Source organism: Citrobacter sp. CK206 (assembly GCF_030333125.1).
Classification (GTDB): domain Bacteria; phylum Pseudomonadota; class Gammaproteobacteria; order Enterobacterales; family Enterobacteriaceae; genus Citrobacter_B; species Citrobacter_B koseri.
In genome coordinates this window covers 383,040-405,178 of sequence record NZ_JAOWGM010000021.1, presented here as the reverse complement: position 1 = coordinate 405,178, position 22,139 = coordinate 383,040, and the positions used below count along the sequence as shown (strand labels likewise).

Genomic DNA, 22,139 nt, shown 5'->3' with positions numbered 1-22,139 from the left:
ATTCCCGGCAGCCAGGCGCTGCCGGGGAAACTCAGTGCGTACGGCTGTGATTCTCTTTACGGTAGGCGCCCGGCGGCTGATTAAAGGTTCGGGTGAAGATCCGCGTAAAGGTCTGCTGCGAATCAAAACCGTACTTCAGGCAGATGTCATACACCCTTTGGTCGGTATCGCGTAAATCACGCGCCGCCAGTCGCAGCTTACGCTCCCGGATATAGCGCCCCAGACTCTCCCCTTTGTACTGCATAAACAGGCGTTGCAGATGCCATTTGGAGTACCCGGCGTGGCGGGCAATATCATCAATGCGCAACGGTTGATTTAAATTATCATCAATCCACTCGACAATAGTGTCGATTACCTGAGCGGAAATGGTCATCGTGCTCTCCCCCTCCGAAAAATGGTCGCTTATTCCCACCAGGCCGTAAACTGCTGGGTCGGATCGGCCAACATCACCGGTTCTCCCAGCGTCGGCGTCAGCAGACGGTAGCGTTTATGACGACTCGCCAGCGCCAGACGTTTATACGGATCGTCCCAACTGTGTTTCGCCAGGACAAAACGCCCGGCATGACCGGGTAAAATCGCTTTTGCGCGCAGATCCTGCGCCGCCTGCGCGGTCTCTTCCGGCATCATGTGAATGTATCGCCAGTCCCGGTCGTACTGACCGTTTTCCATGATGGCCAGATCGACTGAGCCGAACTGTTCTCCAATCGCCTTAAAATGCGGCCCGTAACCGGAGTCCCCGCTGTAATAAACCTTCTGTTCAGGCGTCTCAAACATAAAACTCGCCCACAGCGTCTGGTTACGTTTGAGCCCCCGGCCAGAAAAATGGCGCGCGGGCAGGACGTGGATCAGCAGCGCGTCATCGATCCTGACGGACTGGTTCCAGTCGCGCTCGTCGATAATCCCGCCATTCATGCCCCAGTAGCGCAAATGCGATCCCACACCCAGCGGCGTAATGACTCGCTTAATCTTCGGCATCAGCGCTTTGATGGTGGCGTAGTCCAGATGGTCATAGTGATCGTGCGAGATGATCAGCAGGTCGATCTCCGGCATATTTTGCGCCGTCCAGGGGTAGTCTCCGGCAAAGGCTTTATTCAGAAACGAAAACGGCGCGGCATAGCTGCTGAATACCGGGTCGATCAGAATGCGTTTTCCCGCCAGTTGCAGATACCAGGAGGAATGGCCCAGCCAGATGAGCGTGTCCCGATCGCGCGGTACGCTGGCGAGATCGGTGTTTACCAGCGGCAACGGTTGGGCAGGCCGCGCGTTTTCACGTTTAGCGACCAGAAACTCCCACCATGCGGCGAGCATCCCCTTATCCCCGGTGTAACCGGGGGTGGGTAATTGATTATGAAACTGTCCATCACGATAGTGTGGAGACTGTTCCACCAGGCTCAGTTGAGCGCCCTGCGGCACCTGACCAAACCCGGCGTTAAGGACAAACGGCAGACTCGCTGTAGAAGCAATAAGCATAATAACAACCACACAAATTGTGAGACGCTTCATATCCTGATCCGAAAACGCGCCCCTTTCCACTGGTTTGCGCGACTGTCACTTGATTATGAGTGAGTAAGCACTCATTATAGAAAGCGAAGGAATCTCGTCAAGATGATTTTCAATCTTTGACATTCACCGTTGCGGCGCTGCAAAGAGCGTGTTTCAATCGTGTTTTTTACATCATTAAGGGTAAAGTGTAGTGGCTCGTCCGAAGAGTGAAGACAAAAAACTGGCGTTACTGGAAGCCGCAACAAAAGCGATCGCACAATCCGGCATTGCCGCCTCCACCGCCGTCATTGCTCGCAACGCAGGTGTTGCTGAGGGAACATTGTTTCGCTATTTCGCGACAAAAGATGACTTAATCAACGAGCTTTATCTGCATTTGAAGCAGGATCTCTGCCAGTCGATGATGGCGAATCTGGACCGTTCAATCACCGACACCAGGACCATGACGCACTTTATCTGGAACAGCTACATCAACTGGGGTCTGAACAACACTAACGGACACCGCACCATCCGCCAGCTTGCGGTTAGTGAGAAAATCACGAAAGAAACCGAGCAACTGGCGGACGATATGTTCCCGGAACTGCGCGATCTCTGCCATCGTTCGGTTCTGCCCATTTTCATGTCTGACGAATACCGCGCCTTTGGCGATGCCCTGTTCCTCACCCTGGCGGAAACCACGATGGAATTTGCCGCCCGCGATCCGGCCCACGCAAATGAGTACATCTCGCTGGGTTTTGAAGCGATGTGGCGCGCCCTCACCCGCGAGGAAAAATAATGGACGGCCAGACGCTGCATCATTGTGCGAAACGCATCGCGCTCGAACTGCCTTTCACCGAACACTGCTGGCCGTTCGGCCCGGAGTTCGATGTCTTTAAAGTCGGCGGCAAGATATTCATGATCGTTTCTGAACAACGCGGCCGTCGGTTTGTGAACCTGAAGTCCGATCCACAGAAATCCCTGTTAAATCAGCAGATTTACCGCAGTATTGAACCCGGTTACCACATGAACAAAAAACACTGGATTTCCGTTTACGCAGGAGACGATATCACGCCGTCGCTGCTTGCCGACCTGATCGGCGACTCCTGGAATCTGGTGGTGGATGGTCTGGCTAAAAAAGATCAAAAACGTCTGCGCCCCACCTGATTTATCGTTGATATCGATAAGTGTTTTCGCACTTTTCTCTCTTATCTTTTATGCGCTAACCCTGTACCCTGCTGGCACGAAAACGCACCCGCAGGGTATTAAAAAACATCAGGAGTATTTATGGATATCGTTTCTGTCGCCTTAAAACGCTACTCCACTAAGGCGTTCGATCCCAGCAAACAACTGACCGCAGACGAAGCGGAAAAACTCAAAACATTGCTGCAATATAGCCCTTCCAGCACCAACTCTCAGCCGTGGCATTTCATCGTCGCCAGTACCGAAGAAGGGAAAGCGCGCGTTGCGAAATCCGCCGCCGGTAATTTCGTGTTTAACGAGCGCAAAATGCTGGATGCTTCCCATGTCGTCGTGTTTTGCGCAAAAACCGCAATGGATGACGCCTGGCTGGATCGCGTTGTCGATCAGGAAGATGCCGATGGCCGTTTTGCCACGCCGGAAGCCAAAGCGGCAAATAACAAAGGCCGTCGCTTTTTCGCGGATCTGCACCGCCGCGACCTGAAAGATGACGATCAGTGGATGGCGAAACAGGTATACCTGAACGTTGGCAACTTCCTGCTGGGCGTCGCCGCGATGGGTCTGGACGCCGTACCGATTGAAGGCTTCGACGCCGCGGTTCTTGACGCTGAATTTGGCCTGAAAGAAAAAGGTTATACCAGCCTGGTCGTGGTGCCTGTCGGCCATCACAGCGTAGAAGATTTTAACGCTGCGCTGCCGAAATCCCGCCTGCCGCAGGAAACCACCCTGACGGAAGTCTGATTTCTTGTTATGCCGGATGGCGGCTGCGCCTTATCCGGCCTACGGTGCACACGTTATTGTAGGCCCGGTAAGCGTAGCGCCACCGGGCATTATGCCGGATGGCGGCTGCGCCTTATCCGGCCTACGGAGCACACGTTATTGTAGGCCCGGTAAGCGCAGCGCCACCGGGCATATCGCCTTATCCGGCCTACGGAGCATACGTTATCGTAGGCCCGGTAAGCGTAGCGCCACCGGGCATTTTACTGCTTATCCAGCCACGCCAGCGCCTGTTCTCCGGCCTCATCCATCGGTAAATACACCAACAACCGGGAGCCGTTACGCGGTGCGGAATACCAGTACATCTGCTGCAAACTAAAACGCCCTAACCGAGGATGGAGAAAATTCTTCACCTGGTTTTCCACGCCACGCACCTCATAACGCTGATGCCATAACGCTTCAAACTCGGAAGATGCGGCGAAAAAGCGCGCCAGTTTATTTTCCCACCTCGGATCGCCACGGTGTTCCGCCATTGCCGCACGGAAATAAGAGACAAACGTCGGCAGCACGTCGCGGTTTTCTATGCGACTGCGCCAGGTTTCGTTGGTGAGGTAGAGGTAAATACAGTTGCGATCGTCATCCGGGATCGTGGCAAAATCCACGCCCATCAGCCGACAAAAACTCTCATTCCACGCCACAATATCAAAATTAGGCTTCTGAATGCTGGCTGGCTGCGGCATCAGGCTGTCAAGCATACGGCGGGTTCCCGCACTGATCCCCTCGCACACGGTGATCTGCGTCGATTCCGGCGGCGTCAGCCCGGCCAGAACAAACAGGTGTCGGGTTTCCAGCGGGCTGCATTGCAGCGCATTCGCAACGCCAACCAGTACCGACTCAGAGGGATTCACCTCCCGCCCCTGTTCCAGCCAGGTGTACCAGGTCACGCCAACTTCCGCCAGCATCGCCACCTCTTCGCGGCGCAGACCGGGCGTTCGCCGCCGACCGACGCGCGGCAGCCCCATACGTTGCGGATCGAGGCTTTCCCGCCGGGCGCGTAAAAATGCGCCGAGCTGCTTCCGGTTGTCTGCGGGTTGCATCACCGTGGGCTCACGTCGCGTCATCACCGTCATATTACCTCCAGCATGGTAGTACCAATACCAGTATAACCAGGAACTGGTACCCGTTTAATTCTTCAGTAATGCTACGTCCATCTGTTGAATGACGCAATGGAGTTACCATGAATACGTCAGTCGTTTCACTCAGTCGCACCGGGCTATCGCTCTTGCTGACAGGCCAAATGCTGCCGCTTATTGATACATCGATTACCAACGTCGCCCTGGAGTCCATTACCCGCTCTTTACAGGCGACAACGACGCAACTGGAGTTAATTGTCGCCCTCTATGGGATTACGTTCGCGGTCTGTCTGGCGCTGGGGAGCAAGCTCGGCGATAACTACGGTCGCCGCCGCCTGTTTATGTGGGGAGTCGCATTCTTTGGCGTCGCCTCCCTGTTTTGCGGTCTGGCGAACTCTATTCACATGCTGCTGGGCGCCCGTATTTTGCAGGGGGCTGGCGCGGCGTTGATCGTGCCGCAAATTCTCGCCACGCTTCACGTCACGCTAAAAGGAAGCGCGCACGCAAAGGCCATCAGTTTGTATGGTGGTATTGGCGGCATTGCCTTTATCGTCGGCCAAATGGGCGGTGGCTGGCTGGTCTCGGCGGATATCGCCGGGCTTGGCTGGCGCAACGCATTTTTTATTAATGTCCCGGTCTGCCTTCTGGTACTGGCATTCAGCCGCCGCCACGTTCCCGAAACGGCCAGCGAAACCCGCGCCGACATCGACTGGTTGGGCACCGTCTGTCTGGCCGCCATCCTCTGCTGCCTGCTTTTTCCTATGGCGCTGGGGCCAGAAACCGGCTGGCCCTGGCAGGCTCAGGCGGCGCTATTTGCCATTCTCCCGCTGGGATGGTGGATGCGTAAAAATGCGCTCCGGCAGGAACTGCGCCACCAGCACCCGCTTCTGCCGCCGCGCCTGTTACGGCTGACCAGCATCCGTTTCGGCATTCTGATCGCATTGCTGTTTTTTAGCGCATGGTCAGGTTTTATGTTCTGTATGGCGCTGACTCTGCAAATGGGTCTGGGGATGGCGCCGTGGGAATCCGGTAACAGCTTTATCGCCCTCGGCGCGGCCTATTTCATCTCGGCCTGCTACGCACCGCGATTGATTGCGCGCTACAGCATGGGGCGTATTCTGTTGATGGGTCTGGCGATCCAGATAGTCGGCTTAGCCGGGTTAATGATGACCTTCTGGCATTCGGGCATGCAAACATCCACCTTCGCGCTGGCGCCGGCAACGGCCCTGATAGGTTATGGACAGGCGCTGATCGTGAACAGCTTTTATCGTATCGGCATGCGCGATATCAGCACGCAGGATGCCGGAGCCGGAAGCGCCATTTTAAGCACGTTGCAGCAAGCCACATTGGGGCTTGGCCCGGCGGTGCTGGGGGCGTTATTTTTGCATCTGCAACACAATAGTCACGGCGATTATACGCAGTCGGTGATCGGTTTTCTGGCCGTCGAAGCCGCCATGATGCTCAGTCTGGTTCTGGCGACATTATGGTTTCGCCGCGCATTGAATATCAATGCAACCCGCCCCTGTATGGCGTCAAAATAGCAAACCTGCGCCGCGCAATTTGCATAATATCCGCACAGCGGTCATCATAGACCGCTGTTTATAAAGGAGACGTTATGCAGGAATTAATATCTCAGGTAGAAGAACTCGGGATCGAAATGAATCACACCACTTCGCTGGTGATGATTTTTGGCATTATTTTTCTCACTGCCATCATTGTGCATATTATTTTGCATTGGGTGGTGCTGCGAGCCTTTGAAAAGCGCGCCAGCGCCAGTTCACGCCTGTGGCTGCAAATCATTACCCAGAATAAATTATTTCACCGCCTGGCGTTTACGCTCCAGGGGATTATCGTCAATATTCAGGCTGTGCTCTGGCTACAAAAGGGGACTGAGGCGGCTGAAATATTAACCACCTGCGCACAACTGTGGATCATGATGTATGCCCTGTTGTCCGTCTTTTCGTTACTGGATGTTATTCTCAACCTGTCGCAAAAATTCCCGGCGGCGTCTCAGCTTCCGCTGAAAGGAATATTCCAGGGCATCAAACTCATCGGCGCCATTATCATCGGTATTCTGATGATCTCCCTGCTGATAGGTCAGTCTCCGGCTATTCTCATTAGCGGTCTCGGCGCGATGGCCGCCGTCTTAATGCTGGTGTTTAAAGACCCCATTCTCGGTCTGGTCGCGGGTATACAGCTTTCAGCGAACGATATGCTGAAGCTGGGCGACTGGCTGGAAATGCCGAAATACGGCGCGGACGGCGCGGTGATCGATATCGGCTTAACCACCGTGAAAGTGCGCAACTGGGATAATACCATTACCACCATCCCCACCTGGTCCCTGGTTTCGGACTCTTTCAAAAACTGGAGCGGCATGTCCGCCTCTGGCGGTCGCCGAATTAAACGCAGCATCAGTATCGACGCCACCAGCATTCATTTTCTTGATGAGGATGAGCAACAGCGTTTATATAAAGCGCATTTGTTAAAGCCCTATTTAACCACCCGTCATCAGGAAATCCAGGAATGGAACCAACAGCAGACTGCGCCGGAATCCGTACTCAATCATCGTCGAATGACCAATATTGGCACTTTCCGCGCCTACCTGAATGAATATTTACGCCACCATCCGCGTATCCGCAAAGATATGACCATGATGGTACGCCAGCTTGCGCCGGACGATCAGGGTTTACCCATTGAGATTTACGCGTTTACCAATACCGTGGTGTGGCTGGAATATGAAAGTATTCAGGCCGATATTTTCGACCACATTTTTGCCGTGGTCGAAGAGTTTGGCTTACGGATTCACCAGTCCCCTACAGGAAACGATATTCGCGCGCTGTCCGGGGCGTTTCAGCGCTAATATCAGGTACTGGCGCGGGAAATATAGCGCCAGTCCATCATCACCCTTTCGGTTGGCGCATCCGGGTGTTCAATCCGGTTCAGCAGCAGCCCGACCGCTTTACGGCCAATATCGCGGGAAGGCTGCTCGATAGTGGTCAGCTGCGGGGAAACCATCTCCGCCAGCTCCGTACCGTCAAAACCCACGACGGCGATATCCTGCGGGATGCGCAATCCGGCGTTGGCAATGGCGCGCATGGCCCCTGCCGCCAGGGTATCCGATACCGCAAAAACCGCATCCGGGCGCGTTTCTGCCGCCAGCAAAACGTCCATCGCCGCCATTCCGGCGCTGGAACTCAGTTCGCTGGCATACTCTACCGCCTGATAATCCAGAGACCAGGCATGAAGCGCCGCCTTATACCCCCGCTCCCTCAGACGCGCATATTTATAGCTTAAATCATGGTTGATCAGCGCAATCCGCTGATACCCCTTTTCGACCAGATGGGAGATGACCGACTGTGCGGCATCAACGTCATTGATCCCCACACAGGAGACCGCGCCTTTATCGGCGTATTCCGCGCACTGCACCCACGGCGCATCGCCGATTATGGTGGTCAGCTCCGGTAATTTTGAAAACGCGTCCATAGTGATAATGCCATCGACAATTTTCCCCGAGAGCAGTTTCAGCGCCGATTTTGAACGCGCCATATCCGAGCCTGAATTACACAGCAGAATGCGATACCCGTTTTTCTCCGCCTCTTCTTCAATGCCCTTCACCACTTCTGCGCAAAAAGGGTTCGCAATATTTGAAACCATCACCAGAATCATTGAGCTGCGCGCGGTGCGAAGCTGGCGCGCCAGCAGGTTGGGCTGATAGTTACTTTCCTTGATGGCTTGCAGCACGCGCTCGCGGTTTTTGGCTTTGACGGTATCACTGTTATTGAGCACGCGTGATACCGTCGCCACCGACACACCGGCGAGCTGGGCGATTTTTTGAATAGACATAACGGCGACACATCCTGCGGTTTGCGCTTTGTGTTGAGGCTACCATAAAATCGCCCTCCGGCGAACCGGGCGAAGGTTTACCGCATCACGCTCACCCACCGCTGGTGTTGATGGCTTTTCACAATGGCGTCAATGATATACATCACGTCAGCACCGTCCGCGAACGAGGCAAAACGACGCACCTCCGGCGCGGGCATTTTTCCTGACTGCACCGCAAGATAAAACTGCTGCATCATGTTTTTAAAGGCATCCGGCCAGCCCTCAATATGCCCACCGGGAAAGTGCGCGCTGCCAGCCACATCCGCGTTCATTAATCCGGGGTCGTCCGTCAGGATCTGATTCGCCTGCTGCCGGTGGCCGATCCACAGCTGCTGCGGCACCTCCTGATCCCAGGCCAGCGAACAGTGACTGCCGTTAATCTCAAATGTCAGCTGGTTTTTCCGCCCGGCGCTCACCTGTGAAACGCTGAAACAGCCTTTGCTGCCGTCATCAAAACGTACCAGCACCGCGCCTCTGTCTTCCGTGCTGACCGGTTTATCTACCCACTGGCGTTCCGTGAGCGGCTGAGTAAACGTCGAGCCCCCTTCCACGCTGGCCTTACGCGTTGGCCAGACCGTGGCAAGATCCGCCATCACCTCCACAATCCGCTTTCCAGTAACAAACTGCACCGTGTCGCACCAGTGTGAACCGATATCCGCCACCGCGCGTGAGCTCCCGCCAAGCGCGGGGTCTACGCGCCAGTTATAGTCGGTTTCCAGCAGCATCCAGTCCTGCAAATAACTGCCCTGCACGGAAAACTGCCGCCCGACGCTCCCGGCGCGTACCATGCTGGCGGCCTGCTGCACCATCGCAAACTGCCGGTAGACAAAACTCACGCCATGCACCACCCCCGCCTGCTCCGCCAGCGCGGCCAGTTCACGCGCTTCATCCGGCGTCATGCAGAGCGGTTTTTCGGAGAACACAGACAACCCCGCCCGCAACGCCTGGCGATTGATATCAGCATGAAGGTGGTTCGGCGTGCAGTTGTGTACCACCTGCAATCCCGGATGCGCCAGTAATGCCTCCACGCTGCCGTAAGCGTGCGGAACGTTTAGCGCCCGGGCTTTCTCCTGCGCCTTCTCCAGCGAACTGTCGCAAAGCGCAACCACCGATACGTTTCCCGGTCGGCGCAAGGCTTCAATATGCGCAGGGCCAATAAACCCGGTTCCGATAATGCCAACCTGAATCATTTACGTACCTCATCACCCGCAGCGAAATCATCAAACGCATGCTCAGAAACCGGAATAATATGACGGCGAATAAATTCACTGCCCTCACGCGCGCCGGTGGCGGCTTCTTTCAGGCAGCACTCCCACTCCAGTACCGCCCAGCCGGGGTAATCATATTGGGCGAACTTGCTGAACAGCGTTTTGAAATCCACCTGTCCGTCACCCGGCGAACGAAACCGCCCGGCCCGCTCAATCCAGGGTTGATACCCGCCGTATACGCCGCTACGGCTGCTGGCGCGATACTCGGCATCTTTCACATGAAACGCTTTAATGCGCGAGTGGTACACATCCACAAAACCCAGATAATCCATCTGTTGCAGCAGCAGGTGGCTGGGATCGTACAGAATATGGCAACGCGGATGATCGTCGACCAGCGCTAAAAAACGCTCGAACGTGACGCCATCGTGCAAATCCTCGCTGGGGTGAATCTCATAACACACGTCCACGCCATGCCCATCAAAGCAGTCGAGAATCGGTCGCCAGCGGCGCGCCAGTTCGCTGAACGCCTCGTCAAAACGCTGACGATTATGCGGCGGCCAGGGGTAAAAATAGGGCCAGGCGAGCGAACCGGAGAAGGTGGCATGTGCGGTCAGCCCCAGTTTCTGCGAAGCGGCGGCAGCCTGTTGCAACGTCTGCGTCGCCCATGCCTGTCGCGCCTGCGGGTTTCCGCGCACCGACGGCGGCGCAAAACCGGCAAACGCCTCATCATAGGCCGGGTGTACCGCAATCAGTTGACCTTCAAGATGGGTCGATAATTCACTGATGACCAGGCCGTGATCCGCCAGCATCCCGCGAATATCATCACAGTAGGTCTGGCTCACGGCGGCCTGTTCAACATCAAACAACGCTTTATGATTGCAGGGGATCTGCAAGGCCTTATAACCCAGCCCTGCCGCCCAACCGGCCAGCCCTTCCAGCGTATTAAACGGGGGTTGCCCCCCGATAAACTGCGCCAGAAAAATACCCGGTCCCTTAATGGTTCTCATAACCCCTCCTGAAAATTACGCCTGCTCTTTCTCGTCATACTTGAAAGCGAAAAGGAAAATCGCGGCAATCACCGCAGCGGCCACTGCCGGGAGCCACCAGAACGTCACCCAGGCCTGGGGAACCGCCTGCCCCGCCACCAGGCGGTTGTACAGCGCGCCGGAGATCTGCGAGCCGAGCAGCATACCGATGCCATAGGTAAACATGACGATCATACTTTGCGCCTGCCCCTTCACCTTTTCTCCGGCAATGCGGTCGGTATAGATAAAACCCACGACAAAGAAAAAGTCATAACACACGCCATGAAGCAAAATACCGAGATAGAGCAGGAAGCGCCCCTCTTCGCTGATGCCGAGCGCAAAGAAGGCATAACGGACAAACCAGGCGCACATCCCGATCAGCAGCATGTATTTCACCCCCAGACGGCGGAACAGGAAGGGGATCACCAGCATAAAGACGATTTCGGACATCTGGCCGAATGACATCGCGGTGCTGACATCGCCCACGCCAGCATCCGCCAGGAACGAGGCGGTATAGGCGTAGTAAGTCCCCAGCGGCACGGAGATTAACGTCGCGCAAAGCGAGAACACAAAGAAGTGGCGGGTCTTGAGTAATGCAAACGCATCAGCGCAAAAAAGATCGCGTATCTTCACCGGCAACCCCTTCGCTGGCGCAGGGGTGTGCGGCAGCGTCAGGCTGTAGAGCGCCAGAATCACAGAGCAGAGCGCGGCAAGCGTGAAGATCCCGGTGGTGTCGGAAATCCCCGTCACGCCGATAAAAATACCGGCCACAATCCAGCCAATCGTGCCGAACACGCGTACAACCGGGAAGGTTTTATCTTTATCTGACAGGCTATGAAAGGCGATGTTGTTGGTCAGCGCCAGCGTTGGCATGTAGCACAGCGTATAGCCAAACAGCAGCCCGATGAGCAATGCCCCGTTTTGCACCACCAGCGCCTGCGGCACAAACCACAGAATCGCCGCCCCCGCCACATGCATCACCGCCATCACTTTTTGCGACGCAAAGAAGCGATCCACCAGCATCCCCAGCACAAACGGCGACAGGATGGAGGCGATCGGCCCGGCGGAAAACGCATCGCCAATCAGCAGCGACATATTGTACTGGGTCATCACCAGCCCCAGCGTCACCGACCAGCTCCCCCAGATGAAGAACTGTAAGAACATCATTAACGACAGTCTCGGCACCAGTAGCCGGTACTGTACGGTCTGTTTTCCACTACTTTCGGTTGTCGACACCATTTTTTGCCTCACCTTTAAAAAGTAATCGATTACAAATAAACTCAAAATGAAAAGTAATCGATTACAAAACAAAGATCCTGCGGATCAAATAAGAATTGCGAGGAGAGTCACGATAAAGGTGAAGCGTGGCGCGGCGCGCGATGTTGCGGGTGGCGGCTGTGCAGGCCCGGTAAGCGCAACGCCACCGGGCAGCAGGATTAACGGGTTTTACGGCGCAGTAATTTAAAGGCAACGAACAGGAACAGTATCCATACCGGCAGCAATATCGCCGACAGGCGCATATCGTCAATGGTACACATCAGAACCAGAATCATCGCCAGAAAAGCAATGCACAGGTAGTTCCCGGCAGGGTACAGCAACGCCCTGAACTGCGTGTCGCGACCTTTACGCCGCATCGCCGCGCGAAAACGCAGGTGCGCCAGGCAGATCATAATCCAGTTCAGTAGCAGCGTGGCAACCACCAGCGCCATCAGTAAGCCAAAGGCTTTCTGCGGCAGCAGATAGTTGATGAGTACCACCAACGAGGTGATAGCGCCAGAGAGCACCAACGAGTTCACCGGTACGCCACGGCGACTGACGCGGGTTAAAAACTTCGGCGCATTTCCCTGAACGGAAAGACCGAACAGCATACGGCTGTTGGAATAGACGCCGCTGTTATAAACCGACAGCGAGGCCACCAGAATGACAAAGTTCAGCGCAGAAGCCACCACGTTACTGTCGAGATTATGGAAAATCATCACGAACGGGCTGCTGTTGGATTGCACTTCCACCCACGGATAAAGCGCTAACAGCACCACCAGCGAACCGATATAAAACAGCAGAATACGGTAAACCACCTGATTCACCGCTTTTGGAATGCTTTTATGCGGATCGCGCGCTTCAGCGGCGGTGATCCCAATAAGCTCAAGCCCGCCGAAAGAGAACATGATCACCGCCAGAGAGAGGATCAGCCCGTTCCAGCCGGTAGCGAAAAAGCCGTTGTAGCGCCAGAGATTCTCGATACTGGCATGTTCTCCCCCGTTACCAGAAAAGAGCATCCACAGGCCAAAGCCGATCATGCCGATAATCGCCAGCACTTTGATTAGCGCAAACCAGAACTCCGTTTCACCGTACAGGCGCACGTTCACGAGGTTAACGGCGTTGATGATAATGAAGAACGCGGCGGCCCAGATCCAGGTTGGAACATCGGGAAGCCAGTATTGCATATAGATACCGGCGGCGGTCAGCTCCGCCATCCCAACCAGTACGAACATGACCCAGTAGTTCCAGCCGGAAAGAAAACCGGCGAAGGGGCCCCAGTATTTGTATGCAAAGTGCGCGAAAGAGCCGGAAACGGGTTCTTCAACCACCATTTCACCCAGCTGGCGCATGATGAGGAAAGCGATAATTCCGGCGACGCCGTAACCCAGCAGAACCGCCGGGCCAGCCATTTGAATGGCGGGGCCAATCCCCAGAAACAGACCTGTACCAATTGCGCCGCCCAGCGCAATCAATTGAATATGGCGGTTTTGCAACCCCCGTTGAAGCGTCGGCTCTCCGTTCGACGCAGCATCAGACAAACTGTTGCCAGATGCAGTTGACGCGTTTTTCACGCCCTACCCCTGTATCGTTTTTATTGAAGGGGCACCTTTTAACATTTCGCTATAGTTGCCGCAAGGCACAATCCTCAGGGATGCGCCAGGCATCCCTGCCTGACGCCCCGAGGCAACGCTATTTATTATTTGTTCAGATCAATACGCACCACGCTGTCTGGCGCATCAGTCGAGTGATCTTTATTGAATTTCTGTTTCACCGTGACATACAGCGTCTGACCATCGGCGGACAGCAGCAGGCTGTTTGGATTCGGCGGCAGATCCCAGGATTTCTTCACGCTGTAATCCGTCGCGTTGAGGCTGAGCAACTTCCCGGACTCACGCTGAGAAATATAAAGCTCATTGCGTTTCGGGTTGAATTTCACCGATAAGGAGTCACCCACATCCAGCTGTTTGATAAGTTTGCCCGTATGGATATCCAGCACCAGCGTGGTTTTCGCTTTGGAGTTGTCGGTAACAAACAGGCGACCGGTTTGCGTATCTTCCGCCATATTCAGCAGCAGCGCCGGTTTATCACCCAGCGGTTTCCAGCGTTTTTCTACGCGCTGCGTGCGAGGATTGATAACCAGAATTTCACCGCCGCCATTCGCGGCATAGATACGCTGCGTGCTGTCAGAATAGTGCAGACCGGTCATCCATTTACCGGTATTTTTGATGCGGGTTTTCAACTTCAGGGTGTCGGCATCGACGACCCAGATCACCGCCGGATCGGCAACGGCACCGATATACAGCAGGCCGTTATGCAGCAGAACCTGACGCGCGCCGTACGGGAATCCTTCCGGGTTACGTTCCGGGAAGAGTACACGGTTTTTCACTTTGCCGTCGGCGGTATTCAGCGCGCTCACGCCGCCATCCAGCGAATTGGTGACATAGACGGTTTTACCGTCCGGCGAAATCGCCATACCGAAGTTTTTCAGGTCAGTGTGGCTGGCGCCAATGGTTTTCAGCGTCTTCGGGTCCAGTTTGTAGACCACCCCGCCCTGCACATCTTTAAAACCTTCGGCGCTGGCAACGTAAAGCGCATCGCCTGACGGGCTTAACGCCATTTCATACAGTCCATCGGCTAAATCACGTTTCTGAACATCGGTCGCAACGGCTGGCGCAGTCGGCGTTGCCTGCGGCGCAACGGGGGTTGAAGAACCGGAAGTGGCCGCACAACCACTTAATGCAACGGCAATCAGCAGGGCCAACGCGGATGTTGTCTTTTTCATTTTGGAAATCCTTACCTGGGTAATGTGAACCATGTGAAAAAAGCCTGATAACGTCCTTTGCACGCGGCAGTGACGTGATGAACCATCCGTGTAGAGAGGGAAAGTCTTACGAACCGTAAGCGCATTCGCCGCCAGGCCATTAAATAATAAAGAGAATGAGAACTATACTTATTCTCTTTAGCGAAGCAAGAATAATTCACCCGAAAGACGAAATTTCAAAACGGTGGTTTGAAGTACAAGTCAGATAGACATACCTGGGCACGTCGTATAATTTTCGTGAATTGTTCTGGACGAAAAGGCTTCACACACCACAGAATATGTTTTAATTTTTTTTCTATATTTTCAAACGCGTGAGTCGGATCTACTATCTGTCACTCGTTTTTGAGTCACGTCGGGCATCGGCTGTCATGAATAAAATCATTAAACGGTTAGAGATCGTCAAAAGCGCCATCGAACTTGAGGATGAGGAGATCATCCATCAGCAACTTGCGCACCTGAAAGACGCCTCTCTGGATGCGGCCATCGGCACCATTGCCCTGGCGATCGAGGAGCGACGTTTCGGCGACGCGATGCGTGAAATTGCCGCCTGGTTACAGTCCCAGCGCGCCGTCTCGACGTGGCAGGACCCCGGCATCGCCGCCAGCAAGCTGGAACTGAAGGCGCTCGAAACGCAGCTACGCGAGCTGATCGACAAACGCAATGCCCGCATCCAGATCCTCGACGACTTCAACGATTTGTATCACTTGCGCCTCGGCCCGCTCATGGGCCGTATTCTGGAGCTGCGCAAACAGCTGGCCGCCAGCGCGCAGCGTAGGCAAGAGGCCGAACTCAGACGACGTGAAAAGGACTATCAGTCCTGCCAGCAGTATATTTCTCAGGCTATCGATCAGTTAGTGAAGCTTAAACAGCACTGGGTAAGCCTTAGCTCAACCTCCCGGGAAGCAGTGGAAACCAGAGAGCGTATTCAGCAGCAGACGGAACTTATCACCTCCCTGCTGGCGGAAATTCGCGAGCTGGAGAATGATTTCTCGCGTCAGGATGACAGCGCAACCCGACAGGCGCGTGAAGAGGCCGATCACGAATATGAGGAATATCAGGAGCAGCATCAGGATGCGCAGCACCGCTATGCGCGCGATCAGCGCCTCTCTGCTGATGAACGTAATGAGCTTAAACGCCTGTGGCGCCAGGCCAGCCGACTCTGCCACCCGGACGTGGTTGCCGATGAGCTGAAAGAAAAAGCGCACCAGATGATGGTTCAACTTAACCAGGCCCGGCAGAATGCCGACCTGGCCACGATCCGTTCGCTACTTACCCAGTTGCAAAGCGGTCTGGAGCCGATGCTGGCGAGCGACAGGCTGAACAATCTTGCCCATCTGCGCAGTAAGATAGAGCAACTCAGAACGCAAATTAACGCCCTGCTCAAAGAGATAAGCGAGCTGGAAACGGAGAACGCCTGGCGTCTTGCCACATCCGTAACCGACAAAGAAGCGTACTTTGCTGAGCAGGAGCGCGCATTAGCGGAAATTCGCGATACGCTGGAAGTTCAGGTAAAACATGCGGAACAAGAGATCCTCGCCGGGTAAGGCGGAGCGTCAGGGAGGCAGCTCACAACATCATCATGACCACCCTTTACCCTTTATAGCCGTCGAACTTTATTGCCCATTAAAAAACTAATGATGATTCTTTCGATCTCTGCTTCTTCACGCGAATTTTTAAAATCAAAACGACAGGAGACCTGATAACAGGAATACAGCTGATTCTCTGCATCAAATTCATTGACCATCACCACATCCACCACTTTTAAGTCGAGTTGCAAATAGCCGAATTGTTCAAAATCCAGAGACGCGCCTTTTATGACGGCATCTTTATAGAGAAAACGCGTATTCGCATCCTGCGCAATTAATGCGCATCCCCCCCTGGACATATTTTTAATTTTGAAAGAATAATTCTCTCCATTTTTATATCGTCCAAAGCAGTTGAAACTGTGTCCCTTCAGGAAGGAGAAGCGCTGATGCTGGCGTCGTTGTATAAGAAAGACCATCTCGGGAATGAAATACGCCAGCGCATTCTCCATGCCGTCTGACATTTCCTGATCAATTCTGGCGTTAAATTTTATAATTCCATTTTCACTGTGAAGAATAAACGTTTGGATCTTTTTGGTGACAATATCCTTATGGTGAGGGATAACAAAATGTTCAAAATCAACTTTTTCCAGCTGCGTGACCACACTAGTGTTGGCATATTTAAGCTCTAGTTTAGTCTTCTTTAGTAGCTCTTCACGGAAAACAGCGATAATTTCAAACTTGTTATCCTTCATCAATCCAAAACTCATCAGCAAGTCCTTATTTTTTATTCGAGATACATCTCATTCTCGTTTATGTGAAAAACGCAAAATCGTCCCCCATCCCTGGCTTTTGATTACCATAATGGATTCCAGATCAAATAATTCGTGAGAAATTAAGTTTTTAACTATTTTTGCCGTTTTATTGATACATAAAAACATTCATAAATGATTAAAGTTAGCGTAACTTATGTGCTACACAATACAAATTTAACTCAAAATTATAACAATTTGGAATAACATCGCTGCTCGCGCCGCGATTCTGAAATAAAAAAAGAGGGATTGCAATATAAACTAAAGGAGTAGACTGTCGGATTTTTTCATTATGCGTGGAATTTACACTGCGGCATCGTCTTTAATATTGAAGAAGATCTGGAGAACAAAAATGTAACGTCAGGAGGGAAAAAATAATAATGAACCTGAGCAGAAACACTTAAAATAAATTAACCTGTTAAGGCTTACTTTCTTTGCGGCGATAAAGACAAAATATTCACCACGCAACAGTAATAACTTGATTTTAAAAGATAAACATAATTCACCGTTCAATACGCTATGGCATCTCATCCGGCCCATGAAGCGTACTCCACGGGCCGGACGACTGGCGCAGCAGGTATAACGTTATGAGCGCTTATGTTGATGCGTGCGCAACCACATCAGTTTATACGCCGCCGGAATGATAAATAGCGACAGCAGCGGCGCGGTGATCATACCGCCAATCATCGGCGCGGCAATACGGCTCATCACTTCTGAACCCGCCCCGGTTCCCCATAAAATAGGTAACAGACCGGCGATAATCACCGCCACGGTCATGGCCTTTGGCCGCACGCGGAGAACCGCACCGTGGTACAGCGCCTCATCAAGTTTCTCTGCCGTAAAGGTTTGTGGATTATCCAGAGACGGCTCCGCTTCAATCGCATGACGCAAGTACATCAGCATGACCACGCCAAACTCTGCGGCGACGCCTGCCAGCGCGATGAATCCTGTTCCGGTGGCAACGGACAAATGAAAGCCCATCCAGTACAGGAACCAGATCCCGCCGACCAGGGCGAAAGGAACGCTGGTAATGATCAGCAGCGCTTCCCCCACCCGACGAAACGCCAGATACAGCAGAATGAAAATAATCATCAGCGTCATCGGCACCATCAGCTTCAGCTTATGGCTGGCGCGTTCAAGAAGCTCAAACTGCCCGGAAAACGCCACGCTGGTTCCCGGTTTCAACTGCACCTTTTCCGCGATCGCTTTTTTCAGATCGTTAACTACCGACACCATGTCACGATCGCGCGCATCAATATAGATCCAGCTTGCAGGTCGGGCATTTTCGGTTTTCAACATCGACGGTCCTGGCGCGATCTTCACGTCCGCCACATCCGCCAGGGTAATTTGCTGCTGCATTGGCGTCAGAATCGGCAGTTGACGTAAGGTTTCCGGGCTGTCGCGATAGCGTTGCGGGTAGCGCAGGTTAATGGGATAACGCGCAATCCCTTCCACGGTTTCGCTTACCATCGCCCCACCGACTGCGGAGGTAATAAACAGTTGTACATCACCGACGGTCATCCCGTAACGGGCGGCTTTTTCACGATGAATGTCGATATTGAGGTAACGGCCTCCTTCCAGCCGTTCCGCCAGCGCCGACGCAACGCCCGGTACGGTTCTGGCAACCTCTTCGATCTGCTCCGCCGTGGCATCAATATCAGCCAGCACGGTGCCGGACACTTTAATGCCAATCGGACTTTTTATCCCGGTAGACAACATGTCGATTCGGTTACGGATTGGCGGCACCCACAGATTCGCCAGCCCCGGTAAGCGCACCGTTTTATCCAGTTCTTCGATGATTTTGTTCATCGTCATTCCCGGTCGCCACTGATCCTGCGGTTTCAGTTGGATCGTCGTTTCCACCATCTCCAGCGGCGCAGAGTCGGTGGCCGTTTCCGCCTTGCCGGTTTTGCCGAACACGCGTGCCACTTCCGGCACCGTCATGATCAGTTTATCGGTTTTTTGCAGCATATCCGCCGCCTGCGCCGCCGAAATCCCCGGTAGCGTGGAAGGCATATACAGCAGATCGCCCTCGTTAATTTGTGGTAAGAACTCCCCGCCCACTTTATTAAGCGGCCAGATGACCGTCAGGATCGAAAGTACCGCCACCAGCAGCGTGGTCTTCGGCCAGTGCAGCACTTTCAACAGCAGCGGGTGATAAATGCGGATCAAAAAGCGGTTAAGCGGATTACTGCTCTCTGCCGGGATCTTGCCGCGAATCCAGTAGCCCATCAGGATCGGGATCACCACGATCGCCAGGAAGGCCGCCCCTGCCATCGCATAGGTTTTGGTGAATGCCAGCGGGCCGAACAGGCGTCCTTCCTGCCCTTCGAGGGTAAAAATCGGGATGAACGACAGGGTAATAATCAGCAGACTGATAAACAGCGCCGGGCCCACTTCCACCGAGGCGTTCGTGATAACTCTCCAGCGCGTTTCGTTATCCAGCGGGTCGCCGGGATGCTGGTGCCCCCACTCCTCCAGCCGTTTATGCGCGTTTTCGATCATCACAATCGCGGCATCCACCATTGCCCCTACCGCAATGGCGATCCCGCCAAGCGACATAATATTGGCGTTCAGCCCCTGAAAATGCATCACGATAAAGGCAATACAGAGGCCCAGCGGCAACGAAATGATCGCCACCAGCGCAGAGCGGACATGCCACAGGAACAGCGCGCAGACCAGCGCAACCACAATAAACTCTTCGAGCAATTTGTAGCTGAGGTTATCAATAGCGCGGTCAATCAGCTGGCTGCGATCGTAGGTTGTCACGACGTCAACGCCTTCCGGCAGACTGCTTTTCAGCGTTTCCAGCTTCATCTTCACGGCGGAAATAACGTCCCGGGCGTTTTTACCGGAACGCAGGATCACCACCCCGCCCGCCACTTCGCCTTCGCCGTTCAGTTCAGCAATGCCCCGGCGCATTTCCGGGCCAATCTGTACGCGGGCGACATCGCGAAGGTACACCGGAACGCCGTTCTCACCGGATTTCAGCACAATGTTGTTGAAGTCATCGAGGGTCTGCAAATAGCCGCTGGCGCGCACCATGTATTCCGCTTCTGACAGTTCGACGGAGGAGCCCCCCGCCTCCTGGTTGGACATGTCCAGAGCCGACTTCACCTGCGCAAGGCTAATGCCATACTGCGTGAGTTTCATCGGGTCGATAACGACCTGGTACTCTTTCACCACGCCGCCGACCGAGGCCACTTCCGCCACATTCGGAATGGTTTTCAGCTCATACTTTAAAAACCAGTCCTGTAAAGAGCGCAGTTCCGCCAGATCGTGTTTACCGCTGCGATCCACCAGCGCATATTCAAATATCCAGCCGACGCCGGTGGCGTCTGGCCCCATTTCCGCGCTGACGCCCGCAGGCAGTTTCCCCTGCACCTGATTGAGGTACTCCAGCACGCGGGAACGCGCCCAGTAGGGATCGGTGCCATCTTCAAAAATGACGTACACGTAAGAATCGCCAAACTGCGAGAAACCGCGCACCGTCTTCGCGCCTGGCACCGACAGCATGGTGGTCGTCAGTGGATAGGTCACCTGATTTTCAACAATCTGCGGCGCCTGTCCCGGATAGCTGGTTTTCACAATTACCTGCACGTCAGACAGGTCAGGCAGCGCATCAACCGGCGTGTTAATGATGGTCCAGGTTCCCCAGATGCTGAGGAACAGCGCCCCCATCACAACCAGAAAACGGTTCGCTACGGAGCGGCGGATAATCCATTCAATCATTTGTTATTCCCTCAATGTGAATGGGCCGCATGATCGGGCGCAGCAGAGGAAGATTGCGCCCGCATACGATCCAGCGCGCCGGAGATATTGGCTTCGGAGTCAATCAGGAACAGTCCGCTGGAGACCACTTTTTCACCTTCGGCAAGCCCGGCGCGAATCGCCGTCACGCCTTGTGATTCATGGAACACCGAGACCTGTTTCGGCACAAAGCGACCGTCGTTGTCGACGGCGATCACTCGCTGTTCCGTTCCATTATCAATCAATGCCTTAGACGGGATTAGCAGCATCGGTTCGCTTTGCGTTTTCAGCTTCAGGTACGCATTCATTCCGGGCTTGAGCGCTTCATCAGGGTTATCAACCTGTAAGCGCAACTGGAGGGTTCGAGTGGTGGCGTCCACGCTTGGCAGAATCGTCCATTTACTGATGGTGAAGCGTTTATCCGGCCACGCGGGCACGGCAATATCGAACTGCGAGGCATCTTTAATCAGCCATGCGATGGATTCAGGAACGGCCGCGCTGATCCACACCGGGTCCATCCCCTGGATTTTCGCCACCACGTTATCTTTGGCGATATTCATCCCGGCGCGCAGATCGAACGCGGTGATCACCCCATCAATAGGCGCTTTCAGGGTAAAGCGGGTCTGAATTTTACGGGTCGAGACTAAGCGGCGGATATCCTCTTCCGGCATCCCGGCCAGACGCAGTCGTTCAAGAATGCCTTCCACCTGCGTTGCCGTACCGCCCGTTTCCCGCAGCAGTAAATATTCACTCTGGGCTTCAACCCAGTCAGGAATGGTCAGGTCGATCAGCGGCGTTCCTTTCTTAATTTTATCCCCCACCGTCAGCGGCCAGACTTTATCGATAAAGCCAGCGGAACGCGCCTGCACAATCACAAACTGGTATTCATTGAAACTGACGTTAGCCGGAAAAGTTTGCGCGTAGCGCAGCGGCCCACGGCGGACAGCCTCCGTCTTTAACCCTAAATTCTGCGTCTGTACCGGATCGATACGCACGCCTGGCGCAGAGGTCGTGTCTGACTCTTCGTCAGCGTATTTCGCCACCAGATCCATATCCATAAACGGCGATTTACCGGGCTTATCAAAGCGCGTATTCGGATACATGGGGTCATACCAGAACAGAACCTTACGGGCCTCTTTTTCGGAGGCAGGCGCAGTATCGACAGGCTGATGCGCAGACGAAAAATAAGCGTAAACGCCGACCGAGATAATCCCTCCGACGATCATACTGCCGAGAATAAGCGCGGTAGTTTTTATTTTTAAAGACGCCATAGTGACTTCCATTCGATCCATTTTCTGGATCAGTTACGCGGGAGAAATGCCCGCGCTTCTG

The 22,139-nt window shown here is 54.1% G+C and carries 18 protein-coding genes; 6 read left to right on the top strand and 12 right to left on the bottom strand.

Going from position 1 to position 22,139, the window contains the following annotated elements; translation table 11 throughout:
* Window positions 1-31: 31 nt before the first annotated feature.
* Both OGX81_RS04965 and OGX81_RS04960 read right to left on the bottom strand, forming a co-directional pair.
* Window positions 32-373 (bottom strand): RamA family antibiotic efflux transcriptional regulator, encoded by a 342-nt coding sequence (locus OGX81_RS04965; RefSeq protein WP_024130566.1) that lies wholly within the window; start codon window positions 371-373, stop codon window positions 32-34.
* 29 nt (window positions 374-402) lie between these two features.
* On the bottom strand, window positions 403-1,503 hold the full coding sequence (locus tag OGX81_RS04960; RefSeq protein WP_012133420.1) for an MBL fold metallo-hydrolase: 1,101 nt from the start codon (window positions 1,501-1,503) through the stop codon (window positions 403-405).
* 190 nt (window positions 1,504-1,693) lie between these two features.
* On the opposite strand from OGX81_RS04960, the gene OGX81_RS04955 reads away from it, so the two are divergent.
* From OGX81_RS04955 to nfsB, 3 genes are all read left to right on the top strand, one after another.
* The gene (locus OGX81_RS04955) at window positions 1,694-2,275 is read left to right on the top strand and encodes a TetR/AcrR family transcriptional regulator (RefSeq protein WP_012133421.1); all 582 of its coding nucleotides are present in this window, start codon (window positions 1,694-1,696) and stop codon (window positions 2,273-2,275) included.
* A complete protein-coding gene (locus OGX81_RS04950; protein ID WP_104868958.1) occupies window positions 2,275-2,643 on the top strand; it encodes an MmcQ/YjbR family DNA-binding protein in 369 nt (122 codons plus the stop codon). The genes OGX81_RS04955 and OGX81_RS04950 overlap by 1 nt, the downstream gene beginning before the upstream one ends.
* A 120-nt stretch (window positions 2,644-2,763) precedes the next feature.
* The gene (gene nfsB, locus OGX81_RS04945) at window positions 2,764-3,417 is read left to right on the top strand and encodes an oxygen-insensitive NAD(P)H nitroreductase (protein WP_047458272.1); all 654 of its coding nucleotides are present in this window, start codon (window positions 2,764-2,766) and stop codon (window positions 3,415-3,417) included.
* Window positions 3,418-3,656: 239 nt separating this feature from the next.
* On the opposite strand, the gene OGX81_RS04940 is transcribed toward nfsB, so the two are convergent.
* A complete protein-coding gene (locus OGX81_RS04940) occupies window positions 3,657-4,523 on the bottom strand; it encodes a helix-turn-helix transcriptional regulator (protein WP_012133425.1) in 867 nt (288 codons plus the stop codon).
* A gap of 107 nt (window positions 4,524-4,630) precedes the next feature.
* Between OGX81_RS04940 and OGX81_RS04935 the strand changes: the two genes are divergently transcribed.
* Window positions 4,631-6,067, top strand: a complete 1,437-nt coding sequence (locus tag OGX81_RS04935) for an MFS transporter (RefSeq protein WP_104868960.1) — start codon at window positions 4,631-4,633, stop codon at window positions 6,065-6,067.
* 74 nt (window positions 6,068-6,141) lie between these two features.
* Window positions 6,142-7,386 (top strand): mechanosensitive ion channel family protein, encoded by a 1,245-nt coding sequence (locus OGX81_RS04930; RefSeq protein WP_012133427.1) that lies wholly within the window; start codon window positions 6,142-6,144, stop codon window positions 7,384-7,386.
* A gap of 2 nt (window positions 7,387-7,388) precedes the next feature.
* Here OGX81_RS04930 and OGX81_RS04925 read toward each other — a convergent pair whose 3' ends face one another.
* The 6 genes from OGX81_RS04925 to OGX81_RS04900 form a co-directional block, all read right to left on the bottom strand.
* A complete protein-coding gene (locus OGX81_RS04925; protein ID WP_012133428.1) occupies window positions 7,389-8,369 on the bottom strand; it encodes a LacI family DNA-binding transcriptional regulator in 981 nt (326 codons plus the stop codon).
* 77 nt (window positions 8,370-8,446) lie between these two features.
* Window positions 8,447-9,598, bottom strand: coding sequence for a Gfo/Idh/MocA family protein (locus tag OGX81_RS04920; RefSeq protein WP_104868962.1), 1,152 nt, complete (start codon window positions 9,596-9,598; stop codon window positions 8,447-8,449).
* Entirely contained in the window at window positions 9,595-10,623 is a 1,029-nt protein-coding gene (locus OGX81_RS04915; protein WP_104868963.1) for a sugar phosphate isomerase/epimerase family protein, read from the bottom strand. The genes OGX81_RS04920 and OGX81_RS04915 overlap by 4 nt, the downstream gene beginning before the upstream one ends.
* A gap of 15 nt (window positions 10,624-10,638) precedes the next feature.
* The gene (locus tag OGX81_RS04910) at window positions 10,639-11,880 is read right to left on the bottom strand and encodes an MFS transporter (protein WP_104868964.1); all 1,242 of its coding nucleotides are present in this window, start codon (window positions 11,878-11,880) and stop codon (window positions 10,639-10,641) included.
* Between the two features lie 197 nt (window positions 11,881-12,077).
* Window positions 12,078-13,472 (bottom strand): phenylalanine transporter, encoded by a 1,395-nt coding sequence (gene pheP, locus OGX81_RS04905; RefSeq protein ID WP_104868965.1) that lies wholly within the window; start codon window positions 13,470-13,472, stop codon window positions 12,078-12,080.
* A 125-nt stretch (window positions 13,473-13,597) separates the two neighbouring features.
* The gene (locus tag OGX81_RS04900; protein WP_024130569.1) at window positions 13,598-14,683 is read right to left on the bottom strand and encodes a YncE family protein; all 1,086 of its coding nucleotides are present in this window, start codon (window positions 14,681-14,683) and stop codon (window positions 13,598-13,600) included.
* A 407-nt stretch (window positions 14,684-15,090) separates the two neighbouring features.
* Here OGX81_RS04900 and OGX81_RS04895 point away from each other — a divergent pair, with 407 nt between their 5' ends.
* Window positions 15,091-16,266 carry a coiled-coil domain-containing protein gene (locus tag OGX81_RS04895; RefSeq protein ID WP_012133435.1) on the top strand — a complete coding sequence of 392 codons (1,176 nt, stop codon included), beginning with the start codon at window positions 15,091-15,093 and terminating at the stop codon, window positions 16,264-16,266.
* A gap of 53 nt (window positions 16,267-16,319) precedes the next feature.
* Here OGX81_RS04895 and OGX81_RS04890 read toward each other — a convergent pair whose 3' ends face one another.
* The 3 genes from OGX81_RS04890 to OGX81_RS04880 all read right to left on the bottom strand — a co-directional run bounded on the left by OGX81_RS04890 (window position 16,320) and on the right by OGX81_RS04880 (window position 22,078).
* A complete protein-coding gene (locus OGX81_RS04890) occupies window positions 16,320-17,015 on the bottom strand; it encodes a flagellar brake protein (RefSeq protein WP_012133436.1) in 696 nt (231 codons plus the stop codon).
* A 627-nt stretch (window positions 17,016-17,642) separates the two neighbouring features.
* The gene (locus OGX81_RS04885; protein WP_110123521.1) at window positions 17,643-20,789 is read right to left on the bottom strand and encodes a CusA/CzcA family heavy metal efflux RND transporter; all 3,147 of its coding nucleotides are present in this window, start codon (window positions 20,787-20,789) and stop codon (window positions 17,643-17,645) included.
* Window positions 20,790-20,800: 11 nt separating this feature from the next.
* A complete protein-coding gene (locus tag OGX81_RS04880; RefSeq protein ID WP_104868967.1) occupies window positions 20,801-22,078 on the bottom strand; it encodes an efflux RND transporter periplasmic adaptor subunit in 1,278 nt (425 codons plus the stop codon).
* Window positions 22,079-22,139 lie beyond the last annotated feature (61 nt).